At 70.5% G+C, this 19,708-nt stretch carries 15 protein-coding genes; 8 read left to right on the top strand and 7 right to left on the bottom strand.

Features of this window, described 5'->3' with window-relative positions:
- Positions 1-3,915 carry a non-ribosomal peptide synthetase gene (locus ABT186_RS14165; RefSeq protein ID WP_351925214.1) on the bottom strand — a complete coding sequence of 1,305 codons (3,915 nt, stop codon included), beginning with the start codon at positions 3,913-3,915 and terminating at the stop codon, positions 1-3.
- 301 nt (positions 3,916-4,216) lie between these two features.
- On the opposite strand from ABT186_RS14165, the gene ABT186_RS14170 reads away from it, so the two are divergent.
- Positions 4,217-5,008 (top strand): AfsR/SARP family transcriptional regulator, encoded by a 792-nt coding sequence (locus tag ABT186_RS14170; protein ID WP_351236366.1) that lies wholly within the window; start codon positions 4,217-4,219, stop codon positions 5,006-5,008.
- A 2-nt stretch (positions 5,009-5,010) separates the two neighbouring features.
- Here ABT186_RS14170 and ABT186_RS14175 read toward each other — a convergent pair whose 3' ends face one another.
- A complete protein-coding gene (locus ABT186_RS14175) occupies positions 5,011-6,789 on the bottom strand; it encodes a phosphatidylglycerol lysyltransferase domain-containing protein (protein ID WP_351236368.1) in 1,779 nt (592 codons plus the stop codon).
- A 384-nt stretch (positions 6,790-7,173) separates the two neighbouring features.
- On the opposite strand from ABT186_RS14175, the gene ABT186_RS14180 reads away from it, so the two are divergent.
- From ABT186_RS14180 to ABT186_RS14210, 7 genes are all read left to right on the top strand, one after another.
- Positions 7,174-7,548, top strand: a complete 375-nt coding sequence (locus ABT186_RS14180; protein ID WP_351236370.1) for a hypothetical protein — start codon at positions 7,174-7,176, stop codon at positions 7,546-7,548.
- 239 nt (positions 7,549-7,787) lie between these two features.
- On the top strand, positions 7,788-8,498 hold the full coding sequence (locus ABT186_RS14185; protein WP_351236263.1) for a DUF5819 family protein: 711 nt from the start codon (positions 7,788-7,790) through the stop codon (positions 8,496-8,498).
- Positions 8,495-9,544 carry an HTTM domain-containing protein gene (locus ABT186_RS14190; RefSeq protein ID WP_351236265.1) on the top strand — a complete coding sequence of 350 codons (1,050 nt, stop codon included), beginning with the start codon at positions 8,495-8,497 and terminating at the stop codon, positions 9,542-9,544. The genes ABT186_RS14185 and ABT186_RS14190 overlap by 4 nt, the downstream gene beginning before the upstream one ends.
- Positions 9,537-10,781, top strand: coding sequence for a peptidoglycan DD-metalloendopeptidase family protein (locus ABT186_RS14195; protein WP_351236267.1), 1,245 nt, complete (start codon positions 9,537-9,539; stop codon positions 10,779-10,781). Before ABT186_RS14190 ends, ABT186_RS14195 begins: the two co-directional genes overlap by 8 nt.
- Before the next feature lie 122 nt (positions 10,782-10,903).
- A complete protein-coding gene (locus tag ABT186_RS14200; RefSeq protein ID WP_351925216.1) occupies positions 10,904-12,886 on the top strand; it encodes a S53 family peptidase in 1,983 nt (660 codons plus the stop codon).
- Positions 12,883-14,331 carry a phytoene desaturase family protein gene (locus tag ABT186_RS14205; protein WP_351925218.1) on the top strand — a complete coding sequence of 483 codons (1,449 nt, stop codon included), beginning with the start codon at positions 12,883-12,885 and terminating at the stop codon, positions 14,329-14,331. Before ABT186_RS14200 ends, ABT186_RS14205 begins: the two co-directional genes overlap by 4 nt.
- A 21-nt stretch (positions 14,332-14,352) precedes the next feature.
- Complete coding sequence (locus tag ABT186_RS14210) at positions 14,353-14,811, top strand: hypothetical protein (protein WP_351236272.1); 459 nt, start codon at positions 14,353-14,355, stop codon at positions 14,809-14,811.
- Between the two features lie 14 nt (positions 14,812-14,825).
- On the opposite strand, the gene ABT186_RS14215 is transcribed toward ABT186_RS14210, so the two are convergent.
- The 5 genes from ABT186_RS14215 to ABT186_RS14235 all read right to left on the bottom strand — a co-directional run bounded on the left by ABT186_RS14215 (position 14,826) and on the right by ABT186_RS14235 (position 19,345).
- On the bottom strand, positions 14,826-15,113 hold the full coding sequence (locus tag ABT186_RS14215) for a hypothetical protein (RefSeq protein ID WP_351925220.1): 288 nt from the start codon (positions 15,111-15,113) through the stop codon (positions 14,826-14,828).
- A 155-nt stretch (positions 15,114-15,268) separates the two neighbouring features.
- The gene (locus ABT186_RS14220) at positions 15,269-15,814 is read right to left on the bottom strand and encodes a DUF2231 domain-containing protein (protein ID WP_351236276.1); all 546 of its coding nucleotides are present in this window, start codon (positions 15,812-15,814) and stop codon (positions 15,269-15,271) included.
- A gap of 414 nt (positions 15,815-16,228) precedes the next feature.
- Entirely contained in the window at positions 16,229-16,702 is a 474-nt protein-coding gene (locus ABT186_RS14225; protein WP_351236279.1) for a hypothetical protein, read from the bottom strand.
- An 82-nt stretch (positions 16,703-16,784) separates the two neighbouring features.
- Positions 16,785-17,522 carry a helix-turn-helix transcriptional regulator gene (locus ABT186_RS14230; RefSeq protein WP_351236281.1) on the bottom strand — a complete coding sequence of 246 codons (738 nt, stop codon included), beginning with the start codon at positions 17,520-17,522 and terminating at the stop codon, positions 16,785-16,787.
- A 176-nt stretch (positions 17,523-17,698) separates the two neighbouring features.
- A complete protein-coding gene (locus tag ABT186_RS14235; protein WP_351925222.1) occupies positions 17,699-19,345 on the bottom strand; it encodes a hypothetical protein in 1,647 nt (548 codons plus the stop codon).
- Between the last annotated feature and the right edge of the window lie 363 nt (positions 19,346-19,708).

Raw genomic sequence — 19,708 nt, forward strand, 5'->3', positions numbered from 1 at the left:
TCAGCTCCCCACGGATTCGCGGCCGAGGGCCGCTCTGTGCAGGTGGTCGGCGAGTACGGGCCCCAGTTGCGCGAGGGCTTCGGGCGTGGTCATGCGGTGATGGGTCACGGTCACGTCATGTGTGCGGATCTCGCCGTCCACGTACGCCCGCCAGGCATGCGGGGAGGTGCGCCCGGCCTCGTAGGGATCGGCCGGGTCGGACAGCGCGGCGGCGAAGAAGAGCAGATCGCCCTGGAAGCGGCCGGGTGTGAACGAGGTCATCAGACGCAGGTCGTGCAGGAAGACCTCGTGCAGACGGCTGGTCGGCACCTCGTCCGGCATCCGGTCGGCGTCGCCGAACACGAGCCTGACGAAGGCGTGTTCATCGATCTCGGGCGCCGGTCCCATGCCACTCGGGCAGGGGTAGGAGTCCAGTACGGCCAGCAGCGCCACCCGTTCGCCCTCCGCCTCCAGGGCGGTCGCCGCGGCATGCGCCACCAGCCCGCCGAAGGACCAGCCGAGCAGGTGGTAGGGCCCGGTGGGCTGCACGGCCCGGATCTGCTCCAGGTAGCCGGAGGCCGTCTCCTGGACGCCGGCGGGCATCCGCCCGGGGTCCGTCAGCCCGCGCGCCTGCAGGCCGTACACCGGCTGATCGGGGCCGAGGTGGCGGAGCAGGCCCTGGTAGGACCAGCTGATGCCGGCGGCAGGAGGGAAGCAGAACAGGGGCGGGCGACCGCCCCGGCGGCGCAGCGGCAGCAGCGGTGCCAGGGGCCCCTCGTCCGGTGCTGCAGCGGTCATCCGGCTGTCCAGTGCTGCCACCGTCGGGGCCTCGAACAGGTCCCGGACGCTCAGTTCCACCCGGAAGTCGGCCCGGATCCGGGCGAGCAGCCGGGCCGCCAGCATCGAGTGACCGCCGAGCTGGAAGAAGTCGTCCTCCACGCCGACCCGATCCACTCCCAGCACCTCCGCGAAGTGCGCCGCCAGGGCCTTCTCCCGCGCGGTGCGCGGGGCACGGGTGGGGGTGGCCGCGGTGAAGTCGGGTCGGGGCAGGGCCCGGCGGTCGAGCTTGCCGTTGGGGGTCAGCGGGAACGTGTCGAGCACGACCACGGCGGCCGGCACCATGTGCCTGGGCAGCCGCTCCGCCGCATACTCGCGGACGGCCGCCGGAGTCGGTGCTCCCGGGCCCTGCGCCACCACATAGGCGACCAGACAAGCGGCCCCCGAGGGGTCGTCACGGACGACGACCTCGGCCTGGGTGACGCCCGGACAGCCCGCGACGGCGTCCCTGACCTCCCCCGGCTCGATCCGGATGCCCCTGATCTTGACCTGGTGGTCGGTACGGCCCAGGTACTCCAGATCGCCGTCGGGCAGGCGGCGGACCAGGTCGCCCGTGCGGTACATCCGGCTCCCGGGCTCTCCGAAGGGGTCCGCCACGAACCGTTCGGCCGTCAGGGCCGGACGGCGTAGGTAACCGTGGGCAAGTGCCTCACCGGCCAGGTAGAGCTCGCCCGGAACGCCCGGCGGCGCCGGACGCAGTCCACTGTCGAGGACGTGACCCGACACGTTCGGGATCGGCCGGCCGATCGGCACGGCGGAGGGCCAGTCGGCGGTGTCGGCCGGCAGAGTGTAGGCGGTGACCAGGTGGGTCTCGGAAGGGCCGTAATGGTTGTGCAGTCGCCGGTTCTGCACCCGGCGGCAGAACTCCCGGACGGCGCGGCCGGGTACAAGTGCCTCGCCACCCTGGGCGAGTACCCGCAGCGCAGAAAGGTCCCGGTCCTGTGCGCCCGCGGCCTCGCAGACCGCCTCGATCACCAGGTGGGGTGCGAAGAGTTCGTTGATCTGCTGCTCGTCCAGCCACTTGACCAGGCGGTCCGGGTCGCGTCGGATGTCGTCGTCCGGGATGACCAGGGTCTTGCCGAAGAGCAGCGCCGAGGTGATCTCCTGCACCGACACGTCGAAGCTGAGTGCGGTGAACTGGGCCGTCCTGGTGCCGGGAACGTTCGGGAGGTCGTCGTTGTGCCACCTGAGCAGGTTGACCAGGGAGCTGGTGGGCATCACCACGCCCTTGGGGGTCCCGGTGGTGCCCGAGGTGTAGATGACGTATGCGGTGTGCCACGGCTCCAGCCGGCCGAGCCTGTCCCGGTCGTCCACCGCGGCAGCGGACCGGTGCCGGAGTGCCTCGGCGGTCTCGGGCCCGTCGACCACCAGGGTGCGGACGCCGGTCCCGGGCAGGGCGGGGAGAACCTGTGCGGTGGTGAGCAGCAGCGCGGGCGCGGAGTCCCGCAGCATGAACGCGATCCGCTCCGCCGGGTACTCCGGGTCCACGGGAAGGTACCCGGCTCCGGCCTTCAGGATGGCCAGCAGGGCGACGACCATGTCGGCCGACCGGGACGCCGCCAGGGCCACGATCCGGTCCGGGCCGGCGCCTTCGGCGATCAGCAGCCGGGCGAGGCGGTTCGACGCAAGGTCGAGGTCCCGGTAGGTCAGGGCACGTCCGTCGCAGTCCAGCACGGCCGTCGCAGTGGGAGTGCGTGCCGCCTGGGCGGCGAAAAGCTCGGGCAGCGTGGTCTCGTGGTGCTTGAGGCGGTTGGCGCGGGACTCGGCGAGCAGGTGGGCGCGCTCCTCCTCGGTGGCCAGGTCGATCAGACCGACCGCTCGTTCCTGGGCGTCCGGCGCGGTGAACGCCCTGAGCAGTGCCAGGAAGCGCCGGTGGTGGGCGGCCAGCTCGTCGCGCCGGTACAGCTCGGGATTGCCGACCAGGTCGATCTGCAGTCCGGAGCCGTCGGAGCGGTCGTAGGCCGTGACGGAGAGGTCGTCGACCAGTCCCTGGGTGAGGTTGTGCGCCTCGACCCGGTGCCCGGCGAACTCCAGGTCGTAGTCGAAGGACATGATGTTGACCTGAGGGCCGGTCAGGAAGCTCTCCTGCGGATGCAGCCCGAAGGCCCGGGAGAGGGACTCCCCCCGGTGGCGCTGGTGCCGGAGCAGTCGGCGGAACTCCAGGGAGACCTTGCGTATCAGGTCGAGTACGGACTCCTCCGGGCGCACTTCCACGTGCAGCGGCAGGGCGTTGGAGAGCATGCCCGGCATCGAGCGGAGTTCGGCGTCGGGCCGGGCCGCCACCGGCAGGGTGAGGACCACGTGCCGCTCCCCCGTCATCTTGTGCAGGTAGGCGGCGGTGGCGGCGATCAGCAGCACCGACCAGTGCGTGCGCGCCTGCCGCGCCGCGGTACGGAGCCGGGTGGTCTCGGCCGGGGCGAGCCGCCCCGTCTCGGTCAGGTTGCGGTCCGGTGTGCCGGAGGGGGTACCGGCCAGCCTGGTCGGCCTGAGTTCCTCGGCTGACCGGCCGGCCCAGTGGGCCCGGTCGGCCGCGCACGCGTCCGACTGCTGGTACCGACGCTCGTTCTCCAGAAGGGTGCGCAGGCTGCCGTACATCGCCGGGGCCGGGTCGCGGCCTGTGACGGCGGCGCTGTAGAGCTCGGCGACCCTGAGGGAGATCAGTGCGCCGCTGTGCCCGTCGGCCAGGATGTGATGAGCGCTCAGATACCAGACGAAGTGTTCGGGTCCGAGCCGGAACAGGGCGTACGAGAAGAGGGGACCGGTGGACAGCGGCAGCCGGCGGGCCAGGTCGGCGCGCATCCAGGCCTTGGCCGCCGCCATGGGGTCGTCCTCGGTGGTGACGTCGAGAACGGGGAAGACCCAGTCATCGGCCAGATCGGCGGTCTGCCAGGGCACGCCCTCGCCTTCCCCGAACCGTGTCCGAAAGGTTTCGGTCTCGGCGATGGTCCGCCGGAGTGCGGCTTCGAACCTTTCCGGGTCGATCGGCCCCCGAATCTCCAAATATTCACCGATGCGCGACTGCGGACCTTTTGGATCCAATTGCTCGGCCAGCCATATCTCGTGCTGGGCAGCCGAAAGCGGCAGACGTGTGCCGTCCAACTCTTGCCCCCGTAAATCGCGTTGTGCAGATATTTCAGAGACTAGACCGCGCCGCTAAACTCTCCCATGCGCCGGACCAGCCGCATATAATGCGTCCAGCTGTGCATATTCCACAACGATGGCGTACGACACATCCGATCGGCCCGGCCCTCCCGGCGCTCAAGGCACGGTGAGAGTCGAGCCAATTCTCGGTAAAAGGAACACCGCGAACTTGCCTGCGTCCGGCACGCCACCGAAGATCATCCTTCGGCGGGATTGACCACCCTGCCGTCATGGAAAACACGCCAACGGGGGAACAGAATTGGACTTTCACATACTCGGTCCGCTGCAGATTGCGACAGCCGACGGCTCCGTCTCACAGGGTCCCGGCGCTCTCAAACAGCGGGCGCTGCTGGCACTTCTGTGCCTGAACGCCGAGCGAGTCGTCTCCGTTCAGCAGTTGACCGACCTCCTCTGGTCGGACGACCCGCCGCGCACCGCGGCCACCGCTCTGCAGGTCTATGTGTCCCGGCTGCGCAAGCATCTGGCGGCACTGGGCGCAGACCGGGGCGTCCTGGCCACGCGGGCTCCGGGTTACGTTCTCGACCTGGGGCAGCGGCACGAACTGGACCTGCACCGCTTCGAGTCCACGGTGGCCAGGGCCCACCATCTGAGCGCCATCGGCCGGATGGAGGAGGCCTCGGAGCTGCTGGCCTCCGCCATCGCGCTGTGGCGCGGGCCGGCACTCGCCGATGTCCGCGGCCTGCCCATGCTGGACGACCTGGGCCGCCAGCTGGACGAAAAACGGAATTCCGCGCACGAGCTGTGGGTGGAAACCGAACTCCGGCTCGGCCGGAACGCCTGGGTGATCAGCGAAGCCTATGGCCTGGTCGCGGACCAGCCGTTGTGGGAGAACCTCTATCTCTATCTGATGGTGGCTCTCTACCGAAGCGGCCGCACCGCCGATGCACTCGGCGTCTACAACGCCCTCCGGAACAAACTCGTCGAAGGACTGGGAATGGAACCGAGCCTCCGGCTCCGGCAGGTGCAGCGAGCCATTCTCTCCCGCGCCTCCTGGCTCGAGGACAAGGCCGCCCTTCCGCTGGTCTCGTGATCTCAGACCGCGGGCCGGACGTCCTCGGCCCGGGCGGGCGCCGGCGTGGTGCGCCGCCCGGGGCGTTTGGCCCGCGGCAGTTCCAGCGTGATGAATGCCTCCGCCCTCATGATGGCGAGCCCGATCCTGGGCAGATCACGTGCCTGCGGATACACCAGGAAGCGCGGCTCCCAGTGCGGCTGGAATTTGGCGTTGAACTTGTAGAGCGACTCGATCTGGAACCATCGCGAGGCGAAGACCAGCAGGCCGCGCCACACGCGCAGCACCGGTCCGGCACCGAGTCGCTCGCCTCTGGCCAGGGCCGAGCGGAACATCGCGAAGTTCAGTGACACGCGCCGTACGCCCATCTCCTGCGCCGCCTGCAGCGCCGCGACGATCAGCAGCTCGTTCAGGCCGGGGTCGGCGGAGCGGTCGCGTCTCATCAGGTCCAGCGAGATGCCCTCGGGTCCCCAGGGCACAAAGTGCAGTACCGCCTTCAGGTCATCGCCGGCCGGGTCCTCCCCCGCTGCTTCATCGGGTGCCCTGTGGGCGGTGACGACAAGGCACTCGTCGTCCGCGGGATCACCGAACCGGCCCAGCGCGGTGGAGAATCCGCGTTCCACGGTGGTTCCCCGCCAATGTGCCGCAGCGTCACCGATCCGCTGCCGCTCCGTGTCGTCCAGTTCAGCGACTCGGCGGACCCGGCAGACATATCCGTTGCGCTCGATCCGCTTCACCATCTGCCGCACATTGCGCATGGCGCGTCCCGACAGCGAGAAGTCGGCCGTGTCGACCACCGCCTCGTCGCCCAGCTCCAGCGCGTCCAGCCCGGTCTCCCTGGCCCAGATCTCCCCGCCGGTCTCACTGCAGCCCACCACGGCGGGTACCCAGGCGTGCTTCCGGGCCTCGGTCATGAAGGCCTTGATCGCGCCCGGCCAGGCCTCGATGTCGCCGATCGGGTCGCCGGAGGCCAGCATCACCCCCGAGACCACCCGGTAGGCGATCGCGGCCTTGCCGGAAGGGGAGAACAGCACGCTCTTGTCCCGCCGCAACGCGAAGTAGCCCAGGGAGTCGCGGGCCCCGTAGCGATCGAGGAGCGCCCGCACGCGCGTCTCGTCCCCGGCGGTCAGCTCCGGCTCCGGCGTCTCCGGGCGCAGTGCCAGCCAGGCGCTGGTCAGGGCGGTCAGCAGGCCCAGTGCGCCCAGCGAGTAGCCCACCAGATCGGCGATCCGGCCGGAGGTGTACCGCAGCGGCCCCTCGAAGCCGAACAGCCCGTACACCACGTGCTCCAGCCGTTGCGGGAAGGCGTACGAGCGGCGCTCGCTCGACGGGTGGACGCTGACGATGAGCAGGCCGAGAAGAACGCTGACAGTGCCCAGGCCGAGGAGACTGGCGAGCGCCCTCAGCCGGGTACGCGGGTCGGCCTTGGCGTAGAACTCACGTCGGTGGACCAGGATCAGCGCCAGCAGCACCAGCGCGATGACCGCCGTGACCAGCTCATGACGGTGCACCAGGTGGAGTGCCGCACTCAGCGGCAGCAGCACCACCACCGCGCGCCAGGCCCGGCGCTTGCGGCGCCGCAGCGCATGGGCCAGCAGGACCAGCAGCAGCCCGCTCGTCAGCTGGCCCACCGCGGCCAGCGTGGTCACCCCGCCGGGAAGCTCACCGAGCCAGCCGTGGACCCGGGAGTGCCGGAAGCCGGGAAAAAGGGCACTCACCAGGTCCAGGACACCGATCAGCCGGCAGACGTGCCCCGCCGCTGTCGGAACCCATGGCCGTCCGTTCCGATAACGCTCGTTCATACTCCAACCCTAGAGGCCGGGAAGGCCCGATTCCGCTGTAGTACCGGTTCTTTGAGAGTGCCGTTAGCGCGGGTTTAGTTTCTTCTCGAAAAGCCCATCGCAGAGTAAATATTGCGCGAGCCGCAGCAATGCCCTGAAGCCCGTGAAGAGCAAGAACGGCAAGACAGGTCTTCGGATTTGAGCTCTGCCTGAGCTTGGAGGACCGAACTCCGGTTGGCGGCCACGAATTTCGTTGAGTGCCGCGCCGAGTCGTGGCTAGCATGAGCGCACTCCCCGGTTGCTCAAGGCCTTTGTGTGCCGTGTCGAGCCATGGGAGAAAAGTGCGCACTTCTCTGCGAATCGATTCGCGCATCTCCATGTTTTCTCCACTCGAAGGGAACCATCATGAACGGCAAGCGTGCCGTCGCCGGTGCGATGATCGCGGCTCTCGCCGCGGTCGGCACCGCGGGTCTCACCACGTCCAGCGCGTCGGCTGCCTCCCTGCCGCAGCACAAGGCCGCCGCCCAGCAGTCGGTCGCCACCGCCCAGGTCCTCAGCAAGGGGGCGCAGCCGCAGTTCTGGCACGCGATCGCCCAGAGCGTCGCCGCGGCGACGGTCGTCAAGGCGGGCGAGGCCACGGTGAAGCTCGCGACCAAGCTGAAGTCGAGCGAGTCCTCGTCCTCCAGCGAGTCCTCCTCGTCGTCCAGCGGCGGTCCCGCCCTCAGCGGCAAGACGCTGCGCGGGGTGATCCCGGGCGACACCGCCTACGACGCCAACTGACCCGTTGCGTCGTACGTTCCGCACCGCCGCACGACGTGCGGCAGAGAAAGATCCACTGGCGTCGGCCGACCACCGGCGCCACGTGACCTGTGGCGCCGGCTGACATCGGCGCAGGGGGAAGTCGATCGACCCCCGGTGCCGGGGCGGGGCGCCCCGCCCCGGCACGCAGTGTCGCGCGAATGCACCCTTTTCCGAATCGACCGACCTGGACGTCGGCCCCCACCTGGATGTGGACAGCGATGAGAGTTCTCGCGCGCTCGCGCGCATCGGAGGGCGCACCCCGGACAGCGGGCGGCCCGCTCCCGCCGAACGTACGGATCAGTGCGCTGGCCGCCCTCATGGCCGTGGCGGTGTACTGCTTTTGCTGCCTGGTGTACAACGCCCCGGACTCCCCGGCCAAGGACCGCATCAAGGGCCCCGTCACGGCCTTCATGGATCCGGTGTTCTGGCAGGACTGGCACCTCTTCGGGCCCACCCCCGGAACCAGCAACGACCTCATCTACCTTCGCGCCCGGATGAGGCTCCCCGGCTCGGGGAAGGTCGTGGAGACAAGTCCCGTCGAGATCGAGCAGGCCATCGACAGAGCACCCCGGAATTTCCGTGTGAACCCGACGAAGCTGCCGGGCGTTCTCCTCGCTTTCGACGCCGCGGCCAACCGGTACGCGGGGGTCGTGAACAAGCTCCGGAAGCTTCCCGAAGCCGAGCGTGCGGAAGCCCGCAAACGTCTTGACGCCCAGTTCAAACCGGACTTCGACGAAATGCAGCGATTCTTCTCCGTACAGGCGAAGGCGCTCTATCCGGACGCGCAGATCGTCGCCGTCCAGGCGACCTTCAAGAACCGTTCCATCGTTCCGTTCTCGGCCCGGTACGCGGTGCCCAAGCCGAAGCAGCACGAGCAGGGCCTGCTGGCGACGTCATGGATGACCTACGTTCCGGGGGTGGCTCAGTGACCGGCGTGTTCGCCCTGCTGGGCAGGGGATGGCGGACCGGCACGGCCCGACTGGACGCCGCGCTGCTGCGCCTCGCGACCAGGAAACACCGGCTCATCGGCGTCGCGGCGCTCCGCGTCGTCATCGGCTTCGCCACCGTTCTGTACTGCCTGTCCGACTACTCACGGCGGCGCTTCCTGTGGGGGCCGGACTCCTACAACTCGATCTCCACGGCGAAGGCCGCGCTGCCGCACTGGGGCTTCTCGCTCTTCCTGTGGGGGCATTCCACCCTCTGGTTCGAGATCGTCTTCCACGCCGCGATCGTGGTCGCCCTGGCGTTCATGATCTTCGGCGGCCGGGTGCTCACGCTGGCGCAGGCCGTGATGATGTGGTCGCTGCACAACCGGAACCAGGACGTGCTCGAAGGTGGCGACAACCTCGCCCAGATCCTCATCCTGTTCATGGTCTTCACCGTGTCCGACGCCTACTTCGCGCCCGGTGCCAAGCGGCGGCGCGCGAAGATGCGTGAGCAGGAACACCCGGCGGTCTCCACCGTGCTGCACAACCTGGGTGCCTTTCTGATCGTCTTCGAGACCGCGGTGCTGTACTTCGCCGCGGGCTACTGGAAGATCACCGGAAAGGTCTGGCAGGACGGCGTAGCCATGTACTACATCAGCCGGATCACCGGCTTCGAGATGTCGGCGACGTACGCGCACCTGATGAGCAACGCCTTCGTGACCACCGCCGTCTGCTACCTCACGATCTTCGCCGAACTCGCGCTGCCCTTCGCGATCCTGTCCGCCCGCCCATGGGTCCGGAAGACCAACACGCTGGCCCTCGAGGCCATGCACCTGGGCATCATGGCCTGCATGGGCCTGGTGTGCTTCGGGCTGTTGATGATCGGCGCCGACTGCACCTGCCTGCGCGACGAGGACTACCGCTCGCTCGCGCGGCGCTTTCGAACCGTCAAGGACCGCCTTGTGAACCGTGGTTGGTCACTGTCGCCCGCGGGCGGCATGACACCCGCGGCGATGACGGGCGGACAGGAGGGCATGGCCGATGCGTGACAGGACCGGGGAACCGGCGGACTCCCGCCGGATCGTGCAGCCGGACGCCGGCCCGGCGAACGCCGCGCCGGACGCCCTGTACCGGTTCCTCACCGCCGAGCCCGCCGACCGGGAACGCCTGGCGCCGCGCGTGGTCGCCGCCGTGGGCCGCGAGCGGCTCGACGAGATCGTGGACGCCACGCTCGGACGGGTCGGCGACGTCACCGGCGTGCGCGAGGGCCCCGACGGACTGGTGATCGAAGGCACCAGGGGACGGGCCCTCGCCTTCGCCGCCACCCGGGACGGCCGTGAACTGGACGCGCTCCTGATCGCCCCCGCCGCACGCCGCCCGCAACGCCTGCGCACCGCCTGGGTGCGCCCGGCTCTGGCGTGGACCGTGCTGGTGCTGCTGTTCGTCGTACGCATCGACGCCTGCTGGGAAGCCCCCTCCCGGATCGCCTGGTGCGGCCGCCTGCTCATCGTCGCGGCCGGTTACCTGGTCGTGGAGGGCTGGCGTGCCCCCGCCCTGCTTCCGTGGTGGATACGCAGGCCGCTGGAGGCCGGGGCGCTCGTCGCCCTCGCCTCCGCCTGGCGGCTGCCGGGGCTGCCCACGTCGGGCGGCGCCACCGAGCTGGTCGTGGGGGCCGCCCTGGTCGCCGTCCTCGGCGTACTCCTGATGCGCGTACGGCGCCACCGCTGGGGGACGGCCGTCTCCCAGCCCCTCGTCTTCCCCTTGCAGGGCGGCAGTTGGTACGTGGCGCAGGGAGGCGGACGCAGCCTCAACCATCACTTTGCCTTCCCCGAGCAGCGCGGCGCCCTGGACGTACTCCAGGTCGGCCCCGGCGGTACTCAGGCGCGCAACCGCGCCCGGAACGAGGGCGTGCGCGGAAGGAACGAGAGCTACCTCGTGTACGGGCAGCCCGTGCACGCACCCTGCGACGGTACGGTCGTCTCGGCCGCCGATCACATCGACGACCAGAAACCCGGCACCATCCGCTACCAGCCCCCCTACGGCAACCACGTGTGGATCGACACGGGCGCCGAGATCGTCAAGCTCGCCCACCTGCGCCCCGGCACCGTGACCGTGGCCAAGGGTGACACCGTGCGCGCGGGGCAGGTACTCGGCGAGGTCGGCAACTCCGGCAACAGCACCGAACCCCACCTGCACATCCACGCCGAACGCGACGGTCTGGGCCTCGACTTGGAGTTCCAGGGCGTCTCGGGTCCGCTGTGCCGGGGTCGGACCGTCCGCATGTAGGCCCCACCACGCCCTTCACCACGGCAGGCGGCCACCGGCCCGCACGGACGACGAGCCCGGGCCGCGCCGCCCCGTTCTGCCTGCGCGCCGCCCGGCGCGCCCACACCAGAAGGTCTGCTTCCGTGCCTTTCCCTGCCCCGATACGCCCGCTGCGTCGCCTGCGCGGCCCCGTGGTCGCGGCCGCCTGCGCCGCACTGCTCGGCGCCGTCGGCTCGCTCCCCGCCGCCCACGCGGCCGACCGGCACCCGCTCGCGGGATCCCGGCCCACGTATGCGACGCGGGCCGCCGACGCGGGCCCGCTGCCCGGCGGCCGGCACGTCAGCGCGCGGCTCCATCTCAACTCCCGTGATCCGCAAGGGCTCTCGGCGTTCCTGCGCGATGTCAGCGACCCGCACAGCCCGCACTACCGGCACTACCTCACTCCGGCGGAGTACCAGCGGCGCTTCGGCCCGACCGGCCATCAGATCCAGACCATTACCGCATGGCTGGCCGGGTCCGGATTCACCGTCACCGGCCGCACCCCCCACTACCTGACGATCGAAGGCCCCGCCCGCGCCGTCCTGCAGGCCTTCGGCACGAGCCTGCACCGCTACCGCACCGGCCGTGGCACGAGCGAGGCCCCCTCCGGCGACCTCAGCGTGCCCGCCTCCCTCGGTGCCACCGTCCTCGGCGTGTCCGGCCTGTCCACCCCCGGCGCGGCCCGCCCCTTGTCGACCCCCGTGCCGGCTCTCGACGTACCCGCCGACGGCGCCGTCTGCTCCGGCCACTTCGGGGAGAAGCCCGCCACGGGTCTGCCCAAGGCGTACGGCAGGACCTCCACGTACGCGCCCTGCCCCTACACCCCCGCCCAGCTGCGCCACGCCTACGGCGCGGGCACCAAGGGCGCCACGGGGCGCGGCTCCACCATCGCCGTCGTGGACGCCTACGGGTCACCGGACATGCCCGCCGACGCCGACCGCTATGCCCGGGCCACCGGCGATCACGCGTTCCGGCCCGGCCAGTACCGCCAGCACGTGACGCCCGCCGACTGGCACATCGGCGACGCGTGCGCGCCCCCGCGCACCTGGGCCGGCGAACAGGCCCTCGACATCGACCTCGCCCACGGCCTCGCCCCGGACGCGAACGTCCTCTACGTCGGCGCGAACTCCTGCCTCGACAACGACCTGATGGACGCCGAGTCGTACATCATCGACGGCCGCCGGGCGGACGTCATCTCCAACTCCTGGGCCGAGATCATCCACTCCGATCCCGGGCATCTCACGCCCACCCTGGTGGCCGCGTGGAACCTGCTGTTCGAACAGGCCGCCGCCGAAGGCATCGGCGTCTACTTCGCCGCGGGCGACTGCGGCGACTCCTCGCCCCAGGCCGCGCAGACCGGCACCAACTGCGACCCGAAGACCACCCGCGCCCAGGCCGACTTCCCCAGCGGCTCCCCGTGGGTCACCTCGGTCGGCGGCACCACCCTCGCCCTCGACCGGCACGGCGACTACGCCTGGGAGACCAGCATGGGCGACGAGCTGGCCATCCGCACCGACAACGACACCGCATGGGGGCCCGTTCCCGGCGTCTTCGCCTTCGGTGGCGGAGGGGGTGCGAGCGACTTCCCCCAGCCCTGGTACCAGCGCGGCCGTGTCCCTGGCGACACCGCACACCGCATGACGCCCGATGTGGCGCTGGAAGGCGACGGGGCGCTGCCCGTTCTCGTCGGACTCACGGACGCCGGGACCTTCCAGCTCATCGGGTTCGGCGGCACGTCGGCGGCCGCGCCCGCCTTCGCCGCCGTCCAGGCCGACGCGCAACAGGCCTCCGGACAACGGCTCGGCTTCGCCAACCCGCTCCTGTACGGCCTCGCCCAGTCCCGCGCCGGCGTCTTCCACGACGTCACCGACCGGCCCGCGAACGCCGGCGCGCAACCTCTCACCGTGGTACGCGACGAGGGCCCCGACATCGACACCTCCGCGGGCGCCCAGCGCTATCTCCTCTACACCCTCGGCCACGACTTCGGACTCCACGCCCGCCCCGGCTACGACGACGCCACCGGTCTCGGCTCTCCCACCACCGGCTATCTGCGCTGGTTCCAGCACACCAAGGGCACCCTGAAGTGACCGTCGACGCCTTCGTCGTGGGAGCGGGCCCCAACGGCCTCGCCGGTGCCGTCACGCTCGCCCAGGCGGGCCTTTCCGTTACCGTCCTGGAAGCCGCCGCCACCATCGGCGGCGGCACCCGCAGCGGCGAGGTCACCGTGCCCGGCCTGCTCCACGACCACTGCGCCGCGGTGCATCCCATGGCCGTCGCATCGCCCTACCTGCGCACTCTCGGCCTCGAACGCCACGGACTGCGCTGGGAGCACGCCGAGACCGACCTCGCCCACCCCCTCGACGGCGGCCGCGCGGCCGTACTGCGGCGCGACCTGGCCGCGACCGTGCGGGGGCTCGGCGCCGACGGCCCGGCGTGGCACCGGCTGTTCGCGCCCCTGACCGCGCACTACGACGCCCTGAGCGAAGACCTCATGCGCCCGGTGACGCGGCTGCCCCGTCACCCCGTCCGCACGGGCGGGTTCGGGCTGCTGGCGGCCCGCCCCGCGCAGTGGACCCTGCGCCGATGGCGCGGGCAGGAAGCCCGTGCCCTGTTCGCGGGGGTCGCCGCCCACGCCCTGCGCCCGCTCGCCGGCGCGGGCAGCTCCGCCATCGGACTCATGCTCACCGCCGCCGCGCACCGTCACGGCTGGCCCGTCGCCCGCGGGGGCTCGGGGGCCATCGCCGATGCGCTCGCCGCCCGTCTCGTCGAACTCGGCGGCACCATCGAAACGGGCGCCCCCGTCCGTTCCCTGCGGGACCTTCCCCCCGCCCGCACGGTCCTGCTCGACCTGGCTCCCCGCGCGGCGGCGAGGGTGTGCGGTCCGCGTCTTCCCGCCCGCGTCCGACGCGCGTACACCCGCTACCGGCACGGGCCCGCCGCGTACAAGGTCGACCTGGCCGTGGAGGGAGGCGTTCCCTGGCGTGCCGAGGTGTGCCGCACGGCGGGCACCGTCCACCTCGGCGGAACCGCGGAGGAGATCGCGGAGGCCGAACAGGCGGTCTCCCGCGGGCGGATGCCCCGGCATCCCTTCGTACTGGTCGCCCAGCAGTACCTCGCGGACCCCGGGCGCTCGGCCGGCGACGTCCACCCCGTCTGGGCATACGCGCACGTCCCGCACGGCTATGACGGGGATGCGACGGCCGCCGTCCTGGAGCGCATCGAGCAGTACGCCCCCGGACTGCGCGACCGCGTCATCGGCCTGACCGCCCGCTCCCCGGCCCAGCTCGAGGCGTACAACCCCAACTACGTCGGTGGGGACATCCTCAACGGCGCCAACTCCCTTGCCTCTCTCGCGTTTCGCCCGCGCCTGGCGCTTGATCCCTACGCCACGGGAATCCCCGGCGTCCGTCTCTGCTCGGCGGCGACGCCGCCGGGGGCGGGCGTGCACGGCATGTGCGGGCACAACGCCGCGAGATCGGCACTGCGGGAACTCGGCCTGACCCCGGCCGTCCGGCCTTGTCCATCACCCTGAGAAACCGGAGGAAACGAACTCATGCGCATACACACCTGGGCCACCTCGGCAGCCGTCGCCGGCGCCCTGCTCGCCGGGACCGCCTCGGCCGCCGCCGCCCGGACCGAGACCGGCACCGTCCCCTGGTCGGTGCGCCACCAGACTGCGACGGCCTCGGGGCAGCGGTGGATCGAGGCGGGCGGCACGGGGCTTGCCGGGGACCTCGTGGTGCACGGGAAGCTGTCCAACACCGGCGACGGCTGCTACTCGGTGTGGACCCGGTTCGTGTTCGACATGATCCCGGGCCCGGCGCACAAGCAGGCGCAGGTGTGCGGCCGCGGATCCGTCGACGTCGGCGTGCGACAGGCGGTGCAGCTCACGACGACCGGCTATCTGACAGTGTGCAAAGGCACCAAGGACACGACCGACTGCGCATCCTGGCTGAACATCACCTCGTGGCCCATCGGCACACCGCGTACCGAAACCGCCCCGCGTCCCTAGGGCCTGTCCGGAGATCAGCTCCCGCCCACCCCGAGTGCGGGCAACAACACCAGCACCAGGGATGCCGCGCCGAGGAGGCCGTGGGCGGCGACGACGGGGACGGGCAGGTGCCGTTCCGCGGGAGTCGTTGCGCCCGCGGCGCCGGCCGGGGCGGCGGTCCGGTACACGGGAACCCAGCGGGCGAACATCGTGAAGCCGAGGAGGGCCACGGCGACCAGGATGCCGAAGGCCGTCCGGGCCAGGGCTTCCCGGTCCGCGGCGAGGTAGATGATCCATACGGCCAGTCCGGCTGCCGCGAGCACGAAGTGACCGAAGACGAGCGGCGGAGGACGAACCCGCCGAGGGCGGTGACCACCCAGGCGATGAGAGCGGCGATGTCCATGTCGGTCTCCCTTGGTTCCGGTGGTTCCGGTGGTTCCGGTGGTTCCGGTGTGCGGGACCGGGCAGCCGTGGCGGATCAGGACGGGTGCCGGGTGCGGAAGCCCTCGGCCTGTACGGACTCGTCGGCGACCCGCACGCCGTAGCGGTAGGCGAGCTTGCCGCCGAGGTAACCGGACAGGCCGAGGGTGGCGAGCAAGACGGCGGAGAGCGTCAGCTGCCCGTATCCGACGCCCTGCCCCTGCGGGTATCCGCCGCCCTGCCGCCAGGCGAAACCGGCCGCGTACGCGGCGGTGACGGCGAGGTTCAGCGCCATGTGCACCAGACCCGTACGGAAGGCCGGTGTGCCGGTGGGGATGGCGAACAGGTCGAGGAAGCCGGCACACGCCGCCGCCAGCGCCCCGAGCACACCGATGGCGATCAGCCAGGCCGATCCGTGGGCCAGGAAGCCCGGCCGGCCGACGATTCGGGAGGCGATGTCGAAGACCAGGCTCGACACCCACGCCCCGATCGGCACGGTGACCAGGATCGGGTGGTACGGATGCCCGTACGGGCCCGCCAGCACGCCGCTGACCGGCTGCTTCGCCTGACGCAGGTCACTGTTCGACGTCCTGCGCCACCTCACCTGTGAGGTATTTCACCAACGATTGGTGGTCTTATTCGGGTCCGGGTCAAGGGGAACGTTGCCCTCCCGGGCCCGCGGTGTCCTGGAGGGTCAGCCCGGACTGTCCTTGAAGAGGGCGGCGCGGATCTGGTCGGTCGTCGGCAGGGCATCGACCCGGCAGGACAGGCTCGTCGGCCGACCAGGGGGGTGAAGGGGTCGGTTCCGTCGAGCAGGAGTGTGGGGGAGCCGTGCATTCCGGCGGCCTCGGCGGCTTCACAGGTCGTGATCCGGCGCCAGGTCACGGTGATGTCCGGGTGGTCGGCGAGTACTTGGTCCAGGCGGGCGCGGAGAACGGCCGTGTGGGGGCACTCGGGGACGACCAGCACGGTCAGTTCCATGACCACCTCCGGAGCTGGTCGGCGACAGCAGCCAGGGTCACGCGCCGGGCCCGGCGCTTCGACGAGCCTCGCCCGGACGCGATCCGCTCCTGGTCCGATCCGTACGGCGGCCCGGGAGCGCCGCCGTCGTCGGCCTCCGGCCCAGCCAGGCAAGGAAAGCAAGGACGAAGAGACCCTCGATCAGCAGCGACAAGGGGCCGTACGGCGGCTCCCATCCGGGTTCGTAGTAGCCGTCCGGCAGGCCGACGGTGCGCGACAGCAGAAATCCGACGATCATGCCCAGGCTGACGAGCGCCCCGGTCAGCCACGCGACGAAGGGGCGTTTCATGATCACGAGAGCCACCGCCACGACGATCATGACCGCACTGCCCACGGCGAACAGGACGCCCACGTAGAACTTCTCCTCGAGATGATCAGGGATGAGGAGCGAGTGCAGCACCGTGTTGCCGACGGCGCAGCAGGCCCCCAGCAGTCGCAGGGTGGATTCGGTGGCGTTGGTGGAGTTCATCATGACTCCAGCTGTTCACGTGCAGGGACCGGAGAGCCCTGAGGAGACATCGACAGGTGCGGGCGGGCCGGAGCGGGACCTCGGCTCACCGCTCGCAGGCGGTATCCGTCTCCTGAGAGCCTCCAGCCGCATCCTCGCCACGCAGCTCGACGCAGCAAGAGCCGGGTCGCGGGGCGAGCATCGCTTTGGTCTTGTCGCTGCCCAGGCCGTGCAGATAGCCGGCAAGGAAAGCCTGATTGACGCCGCAGACCAGTTCCGGGGCCTTCGCCGCAAGGGGATGGAAGGGGCAGTTGCGCAGCCGCAGCAGGGTGGGCGCGGAGCGCTCCGGCTCGAAACCGAACTCCTCGAGCGTCTTGGCGGCCAGGCTCAGCCCCCGCTCGGCACCGAGCCGCCCGGGACGAACCCGCTCGCGCTCGGCGCAGCCCAGGCTCTCCCCCCGCTTGTATGCCACGCGGAGCGCGGCGTCGCGGGCGGATTCGCCTTCCGCCTCGGTCAGCACGGCCTCGGTGAGGACGTCGGCCAGCATTCCGTAACGACGCTCCGGGATGTTCACCGCAATGGCCTCGGCCACCGGCTCGTACACCTTGGGCCGACGCCCGACCTTACGGATGCCTGCGGAAGATTCGTAGTGGGCCTGGAGCAGTCCGGCCACCACGAGTTTGTCCAGGTGGAAGGCCGCCAGCTTGCGGGAGATGCCGAGGCTGTCGGCGACCTCCTCACGAGTGACCGGTCGACGCGCCTGCCGTATGAGCTCGAACACGCGGCGGCGCGTGGCGTCGCCGAGGGCGGCCAGGGTGGTCAGCGAAGCGTGATCCAGTCCCACCCCGACAGTCTATCGACCATAAGTTTGGGCGAAAAGTACCTTCTGCCAACTTTTCGAGGGCCGACTACGCCTGGCCGCCCATATGAGAAACAGGAGTTGTCGGATCAAGGCGAGTAGGCAGGTGAGGCGGGACGCGAGGATCGGTCGCCGTCCCGCCTCAGCCGGCCCGCAAACCCCTACTTGTCGTCCGGGGTGATCTCCCACGTGGTGTTGTCGCCGTGCTGCTGGGTCCAGAACAGTCGCCAGCCGTCGCGGAACAGCGTCGGCACCTTGGCGCCGAGGATGCCGTCCGTGCCCGGGTCGCCGTTGGAGGCGTGGATGCCGGTGATCTCGTTGTCACCGTCGTTCTGGATGCCGCCGTTCACCGAGGACAGCATGTTGTCCAGGGTCGCCGAGGGGTCGCGGCCCTCGCCCAGGAAGCGCACCGGCTGTGTGCCGCGCGAGTAGTCGGTGGTCGTGTCGAAGACGTACCCGGAGTCCAGGGCACCCCGCTGGGTGTGCGCGGTGTCGCCGGCGTCCTCGACGAAGGCGACGTGCGTGCGGTCGAGGAAGGCGACGTTGTCGATGCCGGTGTGCGCCTTGTCGCCGGTGTAGAAGACGCTCAGCTTGCCGTCGTCGGAGCGCGGGTCGCTCTGGGTGAGCTTGTAGAGGGTGCCCCAGCCGCCGTAGCCGTCATTGGCCGTGCTGGTGGTGTTGGTGTCGCCGGTGGCGTCGAAGTAGAACTCGCGGAAGTCCGTGCCGGGGCGGAACTGGCCGTTCTCCGGACGCTTGAACGGGGTCGCCTTGGCCGCCTTCGCCAGGGCGTTGGCGTCGAACGCCTTCCCGCTGGTGTCGGTCCTGGTGTCGTGGACGGTCACCCAGTGGGTGCTCAGGGCCGGACCGTAGTTGGTCAGGTCCTTCTCGTCGTCGGTGAACGCTGCGCCGGTGGGGTGCGCGCTGTCGACGCTCTGGTACGCGATGGGCGAACCGCTGCGGCGGGAGACCACCTGCAGCGCCTGGAGCCTGCCGCCCTTGGTGAGGTCGTGCTTGTCGTAGGGGATCAGCCGGTAGACGAAGCTGTTGGGGACCTTCGTCTTGGTGGCGACCGTTGTTCCGCCGCTGTCCTCGACCATCAACAGGTTGCCGGCGGAGTCGTTCTGGATGCCCTCGTAGCCGGCCCGTCCGGTGACGGCGGAGATGTCCTGGACCTTCGAGTCGATGTCCGGGGTGGCCTGGAGCACGGCGCCCTCGGCCCCCTCCTCGGAGGTGAACAGCAGCCGCTTGGCCCAGGGGTCCCAGGTGGAACCGTCGATGGCGGGAATGCTCGTGCCGTCGGTCTTCTTGGTGGCCAGCAGCGTCACCCGGTGCGCCTGGTCGGCGTCGAGGTTGATGCGGGTGATGTACCCCGCCTCACCGCCCTCGTGGCCCTGGAAGAGGAAGTGCGTGCCGTACGGGTACGACGCGTCGGCGCCGTGCAGACCGGACAGCCTCAGGTAGGTGTTCTTGTCGGGCTCGGTCTTGCTGGCCTCGATCTTCACGCCCGGGGCCTGCTTGATGGTGGGGTCGGGCAGCAGCGTGCCGTCTCCGAGGTATCCGTAGTACGGGACCTCGGCGGTCGGGTTCTCCAGCTTCAGGGAGCCCTGCGCGACGGGGTGCTCGGTGAGCCCGGGCGACAGGACGTTGGGAGCGGTCACGCCGCGGGCGTCGGTGACAGCCGGCACCGACGACCAGGCGGCCACGCCGCCACTGGCGTCGGCGGCACCGGCGGACAGTGCGAGACCGACACCGATCACACTCGTCGCCACCGCTGTTGCGACAACGCTGCCACGTCTGTTTTTGGCCATGTGCGATCACCTTCCAGATGAGCGAGGGCACACAGTCAAGACACAGCTGCCGTCACAGGATGGCTGGATTGGTGTCAGTCCGATTGATGACTCGTGAACAATGCTGGGCCTTGCCCGGGTGCTGGGCCTTGCCCGGGTGCTGGGCCTTGCCCGGGTGCGGGGCCTGGCCCGGATACGGGGCCTGGCCCGGATACGGGGCCTGGCCCGGATACGGGGCCTGGCCCGGATACGGGGCCTGGCCCGGATACGGGGCCTCGCCCGGATACGGGGCCTCGCCCGGATACGGGCCTTGGCCGGTAAGGAAGGTCCGGTCGGCAGAGGGGCCACCGTCTCTGCGGAGTTCGCACACTTCGCCCGTACGCA

The sequence above is a fragment of the Streptomyces sp. NPDC001634 genome, assembly GCF_040298185.1.
Lineage (GTDB): Bacteria > Actinomycetota > Actinomycetes > Streptomycetales > Streptomycetaceae > Streptomyces.

Bases quoted from the DNA above. Each gene is read 5' to 3' on its own strand.
- ABT186_RS14175 (WP_351236368.1), bottom strand. From the start codon at position 6,789: ATGAACGAGCGTTATCGGAACGGACGGCCATGGGTTCCGACAGCGGCG.
- ABT186_RS14180 (WP_351236370.1), top strand. From the start codon at position 7,174: ATGAACGGCAAGCGTGCCGTCGCCGGTGCGATGATCGCGGCTCTCGCC.
- ABT186_RS14185 (WP_351236263.1), top strand. From the start codon at position 7,788: ATGAGAGTTCTCGCGCGCTCGCGCGCATCGGAGGGCGCACCCCGGACA.
- ABT186_RS14195 (WP_351236267.1), top strand. From the start codon at position 9,537: ATGCGTGACAGGACCGGGGAACCGGCGGACTCCCGCCGGATCGTGCAG.
- ABT186_RS14210 (WP_351236272.1), top strand. From the start codon at position 14,353: ATGCGCATACACACCTGGGCCACCTCGGCAGCCGTCGCCGGCGCCCTG.
- ABT186_RS14225 (WP_351236279.1), bottom strand. From the start codon at position 16,702: ATGATGAACTCCACCAACGCCACCGAATCCACCCTGCGACTGCTGGGG.
- ABT186_RS14235 (WP_351925222.1), bottom strand. From the start codon at position 19,345: ATGGCCAAAAACAGACGTGGCAGCGTTGTCGCAACAGCGGTGGCGACG.